The sequence below is a fragment of the Azonexus sp. R2A61 genome, from assembly GCF_021401135.1.
In the GTDB taxonomy this organism is placed as follows: Bacteria; Pseudomonadota; Gammaproteobacteria; order Burkholderiales; family Rhodocyclaceae; genus Azonexus.
The window spans coordinates 597,004-612,176 of record NZ_JACBFO010000002.1 but is presented as its reverse complement, the minus strand read 5'-3'; the positions used below and the strand labels follow the sequence as shown (position 1 = coordinate 612,176).

Below are 15,173 nucleotides of genomic sequence, written 5' to 3'. Positions count from 1 at the left end.
AAGATTTTTCCGGTATGTTTGAGCGTCCCGCTTCTGGCGAGCGCGCCGTCATCGTTCAACTCGATTTTGGCGATGCCGATATCGAGGACCGTATCGAGGAAGTTCGTTTGCTGACTGAATCGGCAGGCGGAATCGTCGTTGCCGAGGTGCGTGGCCGTCGCCACAGTCCCGATCCCAAGACCTATGCCGGCAAAGGCAAGGTCGACGAGGTGGCGGCGATGCTGGCGGCAACCGATGGTCAACTGGTGATCTTCAATCATGAACTTTCGCCGGCTCAGCAGCGCAATCTCGAACGGGAATTGAAATGCCGGGTTGTCGACCGCACCAGCCTGATTCTCGATATCTTCGCATTGCGTGCCGCGAGCGCCGAAGGCAAGTTGCAGGTCGAACTCGCGCAGCTTGAGCACCTGTCCACCCGTCTGGTTCGGGGCTGGACCCACCTTGAGCGGCAGCGCGGCGGGATCGGTATGCGTGGTCCTGGTGAAACGCAGCTTGAAACCGATCGCCGTCTGCTTGGCAATCGGGTGAAGTTGCTCAAGGAGCGTCTGGCAAGGCTGAACCGGCAGCGGGGCGTGCAGCGCAAGGCCCGGATGCGCGGCGATGTGCTGAACGTTTCCCTGGTTGGTTACACAAACGCCGGCAAGTCGACCCTGTTCAACGCCTTGACGCATGCCGGCGTCTATGCGGCAGATCGCCTGTTTGCCACGCTGGATACCACTTCCCGGAAATTGTGGGTCGAGGGGGGCGGCAATATTGTTCTCTCCGACACCGTCGGCTTCATTCGCGATCTTCCTCATTCGCTGGTCGATGCCTTTCATGCCACGCTGGAAGCGGCAGGGGATGCAGATATCCTGCTGCACGTCGTCGACAGCGCCAGTCATGCCCGTGATGAGCAGATGCTCGAGGTGGACAAGGTTCTCGATGAAATCGGCGCTGGCACGGTTCCGCAGGTTGTGGTCTGGAACAAGATCGACCTGACCGAGGCTGGGCCCGGGGTCGAGCGGGATGAATATGGTAATATCCGCCGGGTTCGGATCAGCGCGCGTTCGGGGCAGGGGCTTGAACTTCTGCGCGAAACACTGGCCGAATACGCCCGGGCTAAATCCGATGCCCGTCGCAAGGCGCAGGATGGCCCCGCGCCTTTGAACCCATACGATTCAACCTTGGATTCCCGACAAACATGATCCCGACGCTAGGTATTCTCATGTCGCTGAACGACCCTCAATGGGGCAACCGGGGCGGCAATGACGACAAGCCGGGTGGCTCGCGTCGCCCGAGCGATGGTCCGCCCGATCTGGAAGAACTCTGGCGGGATTTCAACCGCAAGCTTTCCGGTGTGCTCGGCAAGAAAGGTCGGGGTGGCGGCGATGGCGGCGATGGTCCGCGCATGCCCCAGGTCGATTTCAACCCCAAATTTCTGGGGGGAGGCCTTGGTCTGCTGGTCGGTCTGGTTGCTGTCGTCTGGCTGGCTTCCGGTTTTTATATCGTCGACGCGTCGCAGCGAGGTGTTGTCCTTCAGTTCGGCAGTTTGAAGGAAACGACCGAGCCCGGCCTGCGCTGGCGCTTGCCTTATCCGATCCAGTCGCACGAATTGGTCAATCTGACCGGTGTGCGTACCGTGGAAATCGGTTATCGGGGCAGCGAACGCAATAAGGTGCTGAAGGAAGCCCTGATGCTGACGGACGATGAGAACATCGTGAACATCCAGTTTGCCGTTCAATACATCCTCAAGGACCCGGTCGAATACCTGTTCAACAACCGCCATCCAGACGACGCGGTGATCGGTGCGGCGGAAACTGCGGTTCGCGAAATCGTTGGCAAGAGCAAGATGGATTTCGTGCTTTACGAAGGGCGGGAACAGATTGCTACCGAAGCAGCCAAGCTGATGCAGGAAATTCTGGATCGCTATCAGTCCGGAATCCTGATCTCCAAGGTGACGATGCAGAATGCCCAGCCGCCGGAGCAGGTGCAGGCCGCGTTCGATGATGCCGTCAAGGCCGGCCAGGATCGCGAACGTCAGAAGAACGAAGGGCAGGCATATGCCAATGATGTCATTCCGCGGGCCAAGGGTACCTCGGCGCGTTTGCTCGAAGAGGCCCAGGGTTATCGCCAGCGTGTGATTTCGACGGCTGAGGGTGATGCGTCGCGCTTCAAGCAGATTCAGGTGGAGTACGCCAGGGCGCCGGAAGTCACACGTCAGCGCATGTATCTTGAAACGATGCAGCAGATCTATGCCAATACCACCAAGGTCATGGTTGATGCCAAGGGACAGGGCAACTTGCTCTACCTGCCGCTCGACAAGCTGATGCAGGCAGCAACTGCGCCGGCCATCCAGGCCGCGACCGGTGAAGCGGCGGCAGTATCGCCGCGTGCCGCCGGCAGCAATTTCAGTGGTGGCGTTCCGCCTCAGTTGGAGGCTGCGCCGCAGTCGGACAAGAATTTCAACGTCGGCTCGCGTTCGGGTTCGCTCAGTTCGCGTGATCGGGAGGCCCGCTGATGAACGCGCGCATGAATCTGCTGGGGGGCGTTGTCGCCTTCGTTCTGGTTGTTCTGGCGATGTCGCTGTTCACTGTCGATCAGCGTCAGTACGCGTTGGTTTTCCAACTGGGTGAAGTCAAGCGCGAAATCGTCGAGCCAGGTCTGCATTTCAAGGTTCCCTTCGTGCAGAACGTTCGTTACTTCGATCGCCGTATTTTGACGCTTGAAAGTTCCGACCCGGAACGTTTCATCACGTCGGAAAAAAAGAACGTGCTGGTCGATTCGTTCATCAAGTGGCGTATCGTCGATTCCAAGCTCTACTACATTTCGGTGAGTGGCGATGAGGCTCGGGCGCGCACGCGGCTGACGCAGACGGTGAATGCCGGCCTGCGTGAAGAGTTCGGCAAGCGTCTGGTGCATGACGTGATTTCCGGTGAGCGCGACAAGATCATGGATCAGATGCGCGAAAAAGCCGATGTCGATGCACGCAAGATCGGCGTGCAGATCGTCGACGTCCGTCTGAAGCGGGTCGAACTGCCGGAAGAGGTCAGCGACGCGGTCTATCGCCGGATGGAAGCCGAGCGCAAGCGAGTGGCGAATGAACTCCGTTCGGAGGGCGCTGCCGAGGCGGAGAAGATTCGTGCTGACGCCGATCGGCAACGCGAAGTGCTGGTTGCCGAGGCTTACCGCGATGCCCAGAAGATCAAGGGCGAGGGCGATGCCAAGGCGGCGGCCATTTATGGCGATGCGTTTGGCAAGAGCCCCGAGTTTTATGCCTTCTATCGCAGCCTGGAAGCCTACCGGAACAGTTTCGGTCACAAGAGCGACATTCTGGTTGTTGAACCGAATTCCGACTTTTTCAAATACATGAAGAACGTCGGCCGCTAAGGTCGCCTTGCCATGACTTCCTCGCTGTTGCTGGCATTTGCCCTGATGCTCGTACTCGAAGGGCTGATGCCCTTCGTCGCGCCAACCGCCTGGCGTGAAACCTTCCGGCGGCTGATTCAGTTTTCCGATGGTCAGATTCGTTTCGTCGGTCTGACTTCGATGCTGATCGGACTTTTTTTGATGATTTTCCTGTCATGAACTGGCTGCTCCCCGAATACCTGGCCGATGCCCTCCCCGCGGAGGCGGCCCATCTCGAATCGCTGCGTCGCAATCTTCTGGATCAGTTCAGGGTTCATGGCTATGAGTTCGTCATGCCGCCGATGCTGGAATATCTTGAATCGCTGCTGACTGGTGCTGGACAAGATCTGAAGTTGCGCACCTTCAAGCTGGTCGATCAGATTTCCGGGCGAACGCTGGGCGTGCGTGCCGATATCACGCCGCAAGCAGCGCGTATCGATGCGCATTTGTTGAATCACCAAGGAGTAACCCGGCTGTGCTACTGCGGTAGCGTTCTGCATACGCTGCCGGCCAGCATTTCGGCGGGGCGCGAAGCCTTGCAGGTCGGTGCGGAATTGTACGGACATGCAGGGATCGAAGCCGATTTGGAAGTGATTCGCCTGATGGCTGCCGCCTTCGTTGGCATTGGTCAGCCACTGCAACGCATTGATCTTGGTCACGTTGGTATTTTCCGGGCGCTGGTTGAAGCAGCGGGACTGCCCGCCGAAGCCGAGGCCTGTTTGCTCGAGTTGTTGCGCGGCAAGGACATTCCCGGCCTGACCGAAGCCTGTGCTGCGATGGCTTCGCCGTATCGCGAAGCGATGCTTGCCTTGCCGGCACTCTACGGAGGCCGTGGTGTGCTGGCCGAAGCGGCGTTACGTCTGCCGGATCTTCCGGAAGTCCGGGCCGCCCTTGCTCAGCTCAATCATCTCGTCGATCAGGCCGGAGAATTGCCGTTCTCGATCGATCTGGCTGATTTGCGAGGTTATCACTATCACAACGGCGTGGTGTTTGCCGCTTATCTGTCCGGCTATCCCTCGGCAATTGCCGTGGGGGGGCGTTATGACGGTGTGGGCAGTGCTTTCGGCCGTGCCCGCCCGGCCACTGGCTTTTCGATGGATTTGCGCGAAGTTGCACGCCTGGTCGATCGGGCCGCACAAAAGGGCGGCATTCTTTCGCCGCATGCTGGAGGTGACCCGGTGTTGGCGCAGTGTATCCGCACCCTGCGCGAGCGTGGCGAGACCGTGGTTGAATTGTTGCCGGGCGAGGCGGCCTGCGAAGGGCCTTATTGCGACCGGAAGCTGGCCAATGTTGGCGAGCATTGGGTTATTGAAGCGATACAAGAGGATTGAACAAAATGGCCAAGAATGTCATCGTCGTCGGAACGCAATGGGGCGACGAAGGGAAAGGCAAGATTGTCGACTGGCTGACGGATCACGCCAGGGGTGTGGTGCGTTTCCAGGGGGGGCACAACGCCGGTCACACGCTGGTGGTCGGGGAGAATGTCTACAAGCTGAACCTGGTACCGTCCGGTATCGTGCGCGAAGGTGTCGACTGCTATATCGGTAACGGCGTGGTGCTGGATATCCATCACCTGATCACCGAGATCGCGGAACTGGAAAAGGGTGGCATTGACGTTCGCTCGCGCCTGAAGATCAGCCCGGGATGCCCGATCATCCTTCCCTATCATTCGGCCATCGACAAGGCACGTGAAAGCGCCAAGTGTGCCGACAAGAAAATCGGCACGACCGGCAAGGGTATCGGTCCGACCTATGAAGACAAGGTCGCCCGTCGCGGTTTGCGCGTCTATGATCTGTTCTATCCCGAGCGCTTTGCCGAGAAGCTCAAGGAAGTGCTGGAGTACCACAACTTCGTGCTGACCCAGTATTTCAAGGCCGAGCCAGTCGATTTCCAGACCGTCTACGACCAGGCCATGGCCGACGCGGAATTCATCAAGCCGCTCGTCGTGGATGTTTCGGCTGCCCTGTACGATGCACACAAGGCCGGTCACAACATGCTCTTCGAAGGTGCCCAGGGGACCCTTCTGGATATCGATCACGGCACCTATCCGTTCGTCACTTCGTCCAATTGTGTCGCCGGTCAGGCGGCAGCCGGGTCGGGCATCGGTCCGAGCATGCTGCATTACGTATTGGGCATCACCAAGGCCTATTGCACACGGGTGGGCGGCGGTCCGTTCCCGAGCGAACTGGATATCGATACCGAAGGTACGCCGGGCCATCAGATGTTCTCTGTCGGTAAGGAATTCGGCACGGTGACCGGACGAAAGCGTCGCTGTGGTTGGTTCGATGCCGCACTGCTTCGCCGCTCGGCGCGGATCAACGGATTGACCGGGTTGTGCATCACCAAGCTGGACGTGCTCGATGGTCTCGGGGAAATCCAGATTTGCACCGGCTACAGGCTGGACGGCAAGGAGATCGATCTGTTGCCGATCGGTGCCGACGATGTGGCGCGTTGCGAACCGATCTACGAAACCATGCCGGGCTGGGAAGGTAGCACTTTCCGGGTCAAGCGCTGGGAAGACCTGCCGGTCAATGCGCAGGCCTATCTGAACCGTCTGGAGCAACTGTGCGAAGTACCGATCGCCATTGTGTCGACCGGCCCGGAGCGCGACGAGACCATTCTCAAGCAGCACCCCTTCAAGTAAGCGCCGGGCGCTGCTGCGGTCAACGGGCCCTAGGGGCCCGTTTTCGTTTCAGCGGGGAGCGACAGCGACCCAGCCTTCCGGACAAGCTTGGGTGTACGGATAGTACTGTCCCGACGAGCGGCAGAAATACCAACTGCCAAGCGGCTGCGGTGGCGGCGGTGCGGTGTAGATGACCTGCGGTGCAGGTGGTGGTGGCGAGGCGGCGATTGCCGCGCCGAGCGCCAGGCCGCCAATGGCCAGTACGGCGGCCGGGCCGATCCAGCGATTGTGATGGTGAGGCGGGGGGGCGTAGTGGCGCTGGTACGACGGCGGTCCGTAGTACGGCCCCGGGCCGTAACCCCGATGTTCGCCGTGGTATCCGGGGCCGGCAATTGCGTTGCCGGCCAACAGGCTGGCCAGCAGGAGCGGCAGGGTGAATCGGGTGAGTTGCTTCATGACTTGCCTCGCGATGCGGTGTTCGTAGAGACAATAACGCGGTGCCGACCCGAAGGATGACTCCGCCTTGTAATCAGCTGTGAGCAAATGTTGCAGGCGGGGGAATGGCCTACGTTGTGAGACAATGCCGCCCATGCCTCAGGACGTATTGCCGAAAACGAAGCACAAAATGAAAAAAGGCCTTGCCGAAGCAAGACCCTTTAACAAGAATCGCTGGTGCCCAGGAGAGGACTCGAACCTCCACGCCTCTCAGCGCTAGTACCTGAAACTAGTGCGTCTACCAATTCCGCCACCTGGGCACAGATGCGAAAGACCGTCATTATAGAGAAAGAAAAACAGATGTCAAGAAAAAAGTTAACAAAGATTCGTCGCGCCGATCCTTTCTTCGAGCGCGAAGCCAAACACTACGAATTTCCGCTGCCGTCGCGCGAGTACATCGCACAGATCCTGGCCGACGAAGGTCGGCCGCTGACATTCGGCGAGCTGGCCGAGCGCCTGGATATCGTCAAGGCCGAGCAGGACATGTTCCTGCGCCGACTGGGCGCGATGGAGCGCGAAGGACAGTTGATGCGCAACCGCAAGGGCGATTACATCCTGCCTGAACGGGCCAGTCTGACGGCGGGGCGTATCCAGGGGCATCCGGACGGCTACGGCTTCCTGATTCCCGATGACGGCAGCGCCGACATCTTTCTCGACCAGCGGCAGATGGGCAAGGTGCTGCACGGTGATCGGGCGCTGGTTCGGGTGACCGGCGTGGATCGCAAGGGGCGTCCGGAAGGCAGCATCGTCGAAGTCACCGAACGGGCCAACAGCAAGGTGGTCGGTCGAGTTTTCGTCGAGCACGGGGTGGTCTTCGTCGTGCCGGAAAACAAGCGCATTGCACAGGACATTCTGGTGCCCCCCGAGACGAAGGCAAAAGTCCGGCCGCAATCCGGTCAGGTGGTGATGGTCGAAATCATCGAGCAGCCCAGCAAGCATTCGCAACCGATCGGGCGTATCGTCGACGTGCTGGGCAACTATGCCGATCCCGGCATGGAAATCGAGATTGCCTTGCGCAAGCACGATCTGCCCTTCGAGTTTCCGCCGGCTGCACTCGACGAGAACAAGAAGATGCCGGACAAGGTGCGCAAGGCCGATCACAAGGGGCGCGAGGATTTGCGCAGCCTGCCGCTGGTGACGATCGACGGCGAAACCGCGCGCGATTTCGATGACGCCGTCTATTGCGAGAAGCAGGGCCGGGGCTGGCGGCTGGTGGTGGCGATCGCCGACGTCTCGCATTACGTCAAGCCGGGCATGGCGCTCGACAAGGAAGCGCTGACGCGTGGCAATTCGGTGTATTTCCCGCGCCGGGTGATTCCGATGCTGCCGGAAAAGCTGTCCAATGGCATCTGCTCGCTGAACCCCGATGTCGAGCGGCTGGCCATGGTCTGCGATGTGGCGATCAGCGCTGCCGGCAAGATCGGCAATTACCGCTTCTATCCGGCGGTATTCCGCTCGCACGCACGGCTGACCTATAACCAGGTATGGTCGTGGCTAGCCGGCGAAAAGAAGCCGGAAACCGAGGTCGACCGCAGCGTGCTGCCGCAGGTGCAGAATCTGTACAAGCTCTATCAGGCCCTGCACAAGGCGCGCGCTCAGCGTGGCGCGATCGATTTCGAGACGACCGAGACGATGATGCTGTTCAACGATCAAGGCAAGATCGACAACATCGTGCCGGTGGTGCGCAACGATGCGCATCGGATCATCGAGGAATGCATGCTGGCGGCCAACGTCTGCGCCTCGGATTTCCTCGCCAGCCACGAGCAGACCTGCCTGTATCGCATCCACGAGGCGCCTTCGGAGGACAAACTGAAGAACCTGCGCAGTTTCCTCGGCGAGTTCGGGCTGACGCTCGGCGGCGGCGACGATCCGCGTGCCAAGGATTACGCCTTGCTGCTCGAGAAGATCAAGCCGCGGCCCGATTTCCAGTTGCTGCAGACGGTGATGCTGCGCTCGCTCAAGCAGGCGATGTACAGCCCTGACAACGTCGGCCATTTCGGTCTGGCTTACGAGCATTACACGCACTTCACCTCGCCGATCCGGCGCTATCCCGACTTGCTGGTGCATCGGGCGATCAAGGCCGTGCTGGCCGGCGAGAAATACGACCCGGGCCAGCCCTGGGACGACATCGGCCTGCAGTGCTCGGCGACCGAGCGACGGGCCGATGAGGCGACGCGCGATGTCGAGCACTGGCTGAAGACCTTCTTCATGAAGGAGCGTATCGGTGAAGTCTTCGACGGCACCATTTCGGCGGTGACTGCCTTCGGTATCTTCGTTGCGCTCGACCAGGTCTATGTCGAGGGCCTGGTGCATGTGTCCGAACTGGGGCAGGACTACTTCCAGTTCGACAACATCAAGCACCAGATGCTCGGCGAACGGACCGGCGAGCGTTTCCGCCTGGGTGACCGGGTCCGCGTCAAACTGGTGCGGGCCGATCTGGAGACCAACAAGATCGACTTCGTCCTGGTTCGCGAGGTCAGGGCTGCATCGGCAGAGAAGCCGTCCGATGTGCCGCGCGCGAGGAAAAAAGCCAAGTCCCGACGCTGATTATGCCTTTCGGCATAATTTTCCTGCCGTTCATGGAGGTTTGCCGCTAGAATATTCGGTTTCGTCGATACGGGTAGCGGCATGAACCAGCGGGATGACCGTGCGCAGCTGAAGCCTGATCCACGTGCCGCTGATGCGGACGATGGACTGGCAAGCTTGCCGCCGGCGCTGCTCACCGGGCACCGCGAGCTGGATGCCGAGCATGCGATGCTGCTCGGCATGATGCGTACCTTGCGCGACATCTGCACGGTACAGGCTTCGCACCGCAATTGCGCGACCTGCTCCAGTGCCGAGCAGCGTCGTTGCGACAGTGATCTGGTCGGCATGCTGGGCGATCTGCTGGCTTTCATCCTCGAGCATTTCCGCCACGAGGAAGAAGTCATGCGCACCTCGTTGCTGCTGATGCTCGACCGCGAGCAATGCACTGCCCACATGGAAGACCATGCGGCGATCTCCGGCAAGGTTCAGCAGATCATTGCCCGCCTGGACCGCCTGCAGACGGTGGTCCTGATCCGCGAACTCGACGCCTTGCTGCAAACCTGGGTCGACAATCACATCGCCCTGCACGACGTGCTGCTGGCGCGCTGGATGGCGCGTCAGACGCTTTCTGCCGATCCGGTTTGAGCGATTGCTGCGGTCAACCGGTCGCTGGCGGTAAAATCCGTCCCCTTCACCTTTGCCGAGCCAACCATGAGTTCCCGCCTGATCTACGGCTTTCACGCCATCACTGCCAAGCTGCGCCACGACCCGGAGTCGGTCCGCGAGATTCTGATCGATGCGACGCGCCAGGATGGCCGGGCCCGCGACCTGCTGCGTCATGCCGAACTCCAGGGGGTCAAGATCGTTGCCTGCGACGGCAAGCGGCTCGACGGGATGGCGCCGGGGGCGCGTCACCAGGGCGTTGTGGCGCGCCTGGAAGGCGGGCGCAAGACCCTGCATCTGGACGATGTACTGGATACGCTCGAAACGCCGGCTTTCCTGCTGGTGCTCGATGGCGTCACCGACCCGCGCAATCTCGGTGCCTGCCTGCGGGTTGCCGATGCCGCCGGGGTCGATGCGGTGATCGCGCCGAAGGACCGCTCGGTCGGCCTGACCGACGTTGCCGTCAAGACCGCCTGTGGCGCTGCCGAGACGGTGCCTTACGTGACGGTGACCAATCTGGCACGCACGCTGCGCGAACTCAAGGAGCGTGAAATCTGGGTGGTCGGCACCGCCGGTGAAGCCGACGGCGATTTATATACCTCGGACTGGCCGCCGGCGACGGCCTGGGTGCTCGGTGCCGAAGGCGAGGGAATGCGTCGGCTGACGCGCGATACCTGCGACCAGCTGGTGCGTATCCCGATGCACGGCAGCGTCGAGAGCCTGAACGTCTCGGTCGCCGCCGGCGTCTGCCTGTTCGAGGCGCGTCGCCGCCTGGGCTGAAAAATGCGGAATCCTGCGGTCGACCGCAGGATTCCGTGAATATCGGGGAGTGCCATGATGCGTGCTGCACGGCTCGGCCGAAGCACGGCAAATTCCCGGGAAAGTTGCGGTCGACCGCGGAAATCCGGGATTTCCGGTGTCGACCGCAGCAGGCTTACGACGCGTCCGGCTTCCAGCCGCCGCCGAGGGCCTTGAACAGATCGACGGCAGCGCCCAGGCGGGCCTGGCGGGTAGCGATCTGCGCCAGCAGTACGTCGTTGGCGGTGCGCTGGGCATCGAGCACTTCCAGATAACCCGAGTAGCCGGCGTCGTAACGCGTGCGGGCCAGCTTCAGCGCCTGATCGGCGTTGCTCACCTGGGCGTCGCGCGCCGTTTCGATCTCGCCATATTCGCGCAGGTTGACCAGCGCGTCGCGGACTTCCTTGTAAGCGACCTGCAGGCTGTTCTGCCAGGCGACCAGCGACTGCTCGTTGAGCGCCCTGGCCTGATCGACGCGGGCCGAGGTGCGTCCGAAGTCGATGATCGGCATCAGCAGCCCGAGGCCGGTGCCCCAGGTCGACGCGCCGCCGGTGAACAGATCGGACAGCGTCTTGCTCTCGCTGCCGACGCTGCCGGTCAACGAGAACTTCGGGTAATAACCGGCCTTGGCGACGCCGATGTTGGCGTTGGCGGCAATCAGCTGTTGTTCGGCCTGGCGGACGTCCGGCCGGGCCTCGATCAGATCGGCCGGCAGGCCGGCCGGCGGAACCGGCGGCAGCGGCAGCTGACGCAGATCACCCGCTTCGATCTGCAGGTCGGGCTGGGCGGTCAGCAGGGCCAGCTGATGTTCGGCCAGGCTGCGGGCCCGGCGCAGTTCGGCCTGCTGGGCTTTCAGCGCGGCGACCGCGCCGTCGGCCTGGTACTGGTCGAGCGGCGAAACCAGCCCGGCACCGACGCGGGTACGGACCAGCTCGGCACTTTCCGTGCGGCTCTTCAGCGAGTCGGCGACGACCGCCAACTGAGCATCGAGTGAACGCAGGTTGAGATAGCTGCTGGCCACCAGTCCGGCAACCGACAACCGGATGCTGTCACGTCCGTAACGGCTGGCCACGAAACTGGCGCGTGCCGATTCGTTGAGCCGTCGCACGCGTCCCCAGACATCGAGTTCGTACGACAGCACCAGGCTGGCACTGCGGGCGCGCAGGATGTCCGGCGAATTGACCGACCAGGTCGCGGTCTTTTCGCTCAGCTTGTTGTTGCTGATCGAGCCTTGGGCATCGAGGGCCGGGAACAACGAGGCGCCGGCTTCGCGGGCGGCTGCTTCGGCCTGCGATACGCGGGCGATGGCCTGGCGCAGGTCGGCATTGTTGGTCAGCGCGGTATCGACCAGTTCGGTCAGCTTGGCATCGCCGAAAAGTGTCCACCAGCGGGCGTCGACCGCAGGATTTTCGACGTCGGCTTTGGCCTCGGCGCTGGGGGCATCGCGGAACGCGGCCGGCAGCCAGGCATCGGGACGCAGGTAGTCCGGACCCACCGCGCAGCCCGACAGGGCGGCGGCCAGCGCGATCGGGGCCAGGGCTTTCAGGGAATGCGAGATCATTCTTTGTCCTCCTCGACCGTCACGTGACGATGGTCGATCTGCTTGCCGCGCTCCAGCCACTTGAAGAACAGCGGCACGAACAGCGTGGCGATGAAGGTGGCGGCGAGCATGCCGCCGAACACGCCGGTCCCCATCGACTGACGGGCGGCGGCACCGGCGCCGCTTGCCTTGACCAGCGGGAACACGCCCAGCACGAAGGCCAGCGAGGTCATGATGATCGGGCGCAGGCGCAGGCGCGCCGCGGCGATCGCCGCATCGGCGACGCTCATCCCCTCGGCGTATTTCTGGGCGGCGAACTCGACGATCAGGATGGCGTTCTTCGAGGCCAGGCCGATCAACACCACCAGACCGATCTGGAAGTAGATGTCGTTCGGCATGCCGCGCAGCCAGACTGCGGTGAGCGCGCCCATCAAGGCAAACGGCACGGCCATCACGACAGCCAGCGGCAGCGACCACTTTTCATATTGCGCCGCCAGGATCAGGAAGACCATGATGATGGCGAATGCAAAGGCCTGGATCGACGAACCCGAGGTCCGCTTTTCCTGGAAGGCCTGGCCGGTCCAGGCGATGCCGTAACCGTCGGGCAGCGTCGCGGCAGCGACGTCCTCGACGATCTTGATCGCTTCGCCGGAACTGACGCCGGGCTTCGAGTCGCCCATCACCTTGGCGGCGATGAAGCCGTTGAAGCGTTCGACCTGTTCCGGACCGACCACGTTCTTGACACGGCTGACGGCGGACAGCGGGATCATCGCACCGGTGCTTTCGCTCTTCACATAGACCTTGCCGATGTCTTCCGGCTTCATCCGATAGGGCGCCTCGGCCTGCAACTGAACGCGATAGACGCGACCGGCCTTGTTGAAGTCGTTGACGTAGAGGGCGCCCATCGTGCTTTGCAGCGTCGAATAGATGTTGGCAACCGGAATGCCCAGCGCCAATGCCTTCTGTTCATCGACTTCGATGAAGAGTTGCGGGATGGTCGGCCGGAAGAACGTCGAAATGCGGGTGAATTCCGGGTGCTTCTGCAGTTCGGCCATGAATGCCTGAACGATTTCGTTGAGCTTCTTGGCGTCGCCATCGACACGGTTCTGTACGTACACCTCGAAACCGCCCGCCGTACCAAGGCCCATGATCGGCGGCGGGTTGAAGACGAGGCCGAGGCCGTCGCTCTGCATCATGCCGATGCCCATGAACTTGCCGGCCAGATCCTGAGCCTTGCCCTGACGTTCGGACCAGTCCTTGAGCGGAATGAACATGGTGCCCGCGTTCGGCTTGTTGCCGCCGCCGATCAGGTCGAAACCGGAGACGACGAAGGTGTGCTTGACGGCCTCGTCCTGGGCGATCATCTGGCGCATGTTTTCGCCGGTCTTTTCGGTCCGCTTGAGCGTCGCGCCGTCGGGCAGCATCAGTGCGGAGATCAGGTAGCCCTGGTCTTCGGCCGGCACGAAACTGCCCGGTACGATGCGGAAGAAGAATGCTGTGACGGCAATCACCGCGATGAAGACGAGGGTGCCGACGATCCCGTGCTTGAGCGTGAAGCCGACGGCCTTGGTGTAATTGTCGGTCAGCCGCTCGAACATCCGGTTGAACGGTGCAAACAGCTTGTTTTCCGTGTGCTGGGCCTTGAGCAGCAGCGCGCAGAGTGCCGGCGTCAAGGTCAATGCGACGACACCGGAAAGCACCACGGCCACCGCCACGGTGACGGCGAACTGCTTGTACAGCTGGCCGGCGATGCCGCCCAGGAAGGCGACCGGGACGAATACCGCGCACAGCACCAGGACGATGGCGATCAGGGCGCTGGTCACCTCGTGCATGGCCTTGATGGCGGCCTGTTTCGGCGGCAGCTTTTCCTCGGCCATGATCCGCTCGACGTTCTCGAGCACGACGATCGCATCGTCCACGACGATACCGATGGCCAGCACCATGGCGAACAGCGTCAGCGTGTTGATCGAGAAGCCGAACAGCCAGAGACCGGCGAAGGTACCGATCAGCGAGATCGGCACGGCGACCATCGGAATCAGCGTGGCGCGCCAGCTCTGCAGGAAGATGTAAACCACCGCCAGCACGAGGATCATCGCTTCGATCAGGGTATGCACCACCTCGTTGATCGAGGCGGAGACGAAACGCGTGGTGTCGAAGGGGATCACGTAGTCCATGCCGTCGGGGAAGCGCAGCTGTTTCAGTTCAGCCATCTTCTGGCGGACCTCTTCGGCCACTTCCAGCGCGTTGGCGCCGGTCTGCAGGAAAACCCCCATGGCAATGGTCGGCTGACCGTCCAGCGTAACGCGCTGGTCGTAGCTGTAGGCGCCCAGTTCGATGCGCGCGATGTCCTTGACGCGCAGCAGGCCGCCGGGGCCGCTGGCGCGCACGACGATATTGCCGAATTCCTCTTCGGTCAGCAGACGTCCCTTGGCGGTGACGGTGTAGATCAGTTGCTGATCATCCGGCGCCGGTTCCTGGCCGATCTTGCCGGCCGCGTTCTGGGCGTTCTGGGCGCTGATCGCGGCGGCCACTTCTGCCGTCGTGACTCCCAGTTGCGCCATGCGGTCGGGCTTGAGCCAGACACGCATGGAGTAATCCTGGGCACCGAACACGGTAACGTCGCCGACGCCCTTCAGGCGCTTCAGTTCGTCGACGATGTTCAGCGTTGCGTAGTTCGACAGATAGAGCGTGTTGTAACGCCCTTGGTCGGATTTCAGCGCAACGACCTGCAGGATGTCGTTGGAGCGTTTCTGCACGATCACGCCGTTGCGTCGGACAGCTTCCGGCAGGCGCGCTTCAGCCGCTTTGACCCGGTTGTTGACGTTGACCGCAGCCATATCGACGTTGGTGCCGACTTCGAAGGTGGCGGTGATCGTCACCGTCCCGTTGGCCGTTGCCGAGGAGGTGAAGTACACCATGTTCTCGACACCGTTCAACTGTTCCTCGATCGGCGCGGCAACCGTCTTGGCCAGGGTTTCGGCCGATGCGCCGGGGTAGGTCGCGGAAATCAGCACGGTCGGTGGTGCGATCTGCGGGTACTGTGCGATCGGCAGCACCTGGGCGGCAACCAGGCCGGCGATGACGATGATGATCGATATGACCGATGCAAAGATCGGTCGATTGATGAAGAATCTAGACATGGTT

Annotated in this window: 12 protein-coding genes and 1 tRNA gene; 9 read left to right on the top strand and 4 right to left on the bottom strand. The window is 61.7% G+C overall.

Going from position 1 to position 15,173, the window contains the following annotated elements:
- Positions 1–14 precede the first annotated feature (14 nt).
- Genes hflX through L0962_RS07935 form a run of 6 tightly spaced genes read left to right on the top strand, consistent with a single transcriptional unit; the run spans position 15 to position 6,028 of the window.
- Positions 15–1,184 (top strand): GTPase HflX, encoded by a 1,170-nt coding sequence (hflX, locus tag L0962_RS07960; protein ID WP_234085827.1) that lies wholly within the window; start codon positions 15–17, stop codon positions 1,182–1,184.
- 20 nt (positions 1,185–1,204) lie between these two features.
- A complete protein-coding gene (hflK, locus tag L0962_RS07955; RefSeq protein WP_234085826.1) occupies positions 1,205–2,497 on the top strand; it encodes an FtsH protease activity modulator HflK in 1,293 nt (430 codons plus the stop codon).
- Positions 2,497–3,366 (top strand): protease modulator HflC, encoded by an 870-nt coding sequence (gene hflC / locus L0962_RS07950; RefSeq protein WP_234085825.1) that lies wholly within the window; start codon positions 2,497–2,499, stop codon positions 3,364–3,366. The genes hflK and hflC overlap by 1 nt, the downstream gene beginning before the upstream one ends.
- Positions 3,367–3,378: 12 nt before the next feature.
- The gene (locus tag L0962_RS07945; protein WP_234085824.1) at positions 3,379–3,564 is read left to right on the top strand and encodes a DUF2065 domain-containing protein; all 186 of its coding nucleotides are present in this window, start codon (positions 3,379–3,381) and stop codon (positions 3,562–3,564) included.
- A complete protein-coding gene (locus tag L0962_RS07940; protein WP_234085823.1) occupies positions 3,561–4,715 on the top strand; it encodes an ATP phosphoribosyltransferase regulatory subunit in 1,155 nt (384 codons plus the stop codon). The genes L0962_RS07945 and L0962_RS07940 overlap by 4 nt, the downstream gene beginning before the upstream one ends.
- Positions 4,716–4,720: 5 nt before the next feature.
- Entirely contained in the window at positions 4,721–6,028 is a 1,308-nt protein-coding gene (locus tag L0962_RS07935; protein WP_234085822.1) for an adenylosuccinate synthase, read from the top strand.
- A gap of 48 nt (positions 6,029–6,076) precedes the next feature.
- Here the strand turns inward: L0962_RS07935 and L0962_RS07930 are convergent, their stop codons facing one another.
- Together L0962_RS07930 and L0962_RS07925 are read right to left on the bottom strand one after the other, a co-directional pair.
- Positions 6,077–6,463: a hypothetical protein gene (locus L0962_RS07930; protein WP_234085821.1), complete on the bottom strand. Its 387-nt coding sequence runs from the start codon at positions 6,461–6,463 to the stop codon at positions 6,077–6,079.
- A 214-nt stretch (positions 6,464–6,677) separates the two neighbouring features.
- Positions 6,678–6,762, bottom strand: a tRNA-Leu gene (locus tag L0962_RS07925).
- Between the two features lie 40 nt (positions 6,763–6,802).
- Between L0962_RS07925 and rnr the strand changes: the two genes are divergently transcribed.
- From rnr to rlmB, 3 genes are all read left to right on the top strand, one after another.
- Positions 6,803–9,049, top strand: coding sequence for a ribonuclease R (rnr, locus tag L0962_RS07920; protein WP_234085820.1), 2,247 nt, complete (start codon positions 6,803–6,805; stop codon positions 9,047–9,049).
- Positions 9,050–9,130: 81 nt separating this feature from the next.
- The gene (locus tag L0962_RS07915; RefSeq protein WP_234085819.1) at positions 9,131–9,673 is read left to right on the top strand and encodes a bacteriohemerythrin; all 543 of its coding nucleotides are present in this window, start codon (positions 9,131–9,133) and stop codon (positions 9,671–9,673) included.
- Positions 9,674–9,739: 66 nt separating this feature from the next.
- Positions 9,740–10,471: a 23S rRNA (guanosine(2251)-2'-O)-methyltransferase RlmB gene (gene rlmB / locus L0962_RS07910; RefSeq protein ID WP_234085818.1), complete on the top strand. Its 732-nt coding sequence runs from the start codon at positions 9,740–9,742 to the stop codon at positions 10,469–10,471.
- A 154-nt stretch (positions 10,472–10,625) separates the two neighbouring features.
- Here rlmB and L0962_RS07905 read toward each other — a convergent pair whose 3' ends face one another.
- Positions 10,626–12,050, bottom strand: coding sequence for an efflux transporter outer membrane subunit (locus L0962_RS07905; protein ID WP_234085817.1), 1,425 nt, complete (start codon positions 12,048–12,050; stop codon positions 10,626–10,628).
- A complete protein-coding gene (locus L0962_RS07900; protein WP_234085816.1) occupies positions 12,047–15,169 on the bottom strand; it encodes an efflux RND transporter permease subunit in 3,123 nt (1,040 codons plus the stop codon). Before L0962_RS07900 ends, L0962_RS07905 begins: the two co-directional genes overlap by 4 nt.
- Positions 15,170–15,173 lie beyond the last annotated feature (4 nt).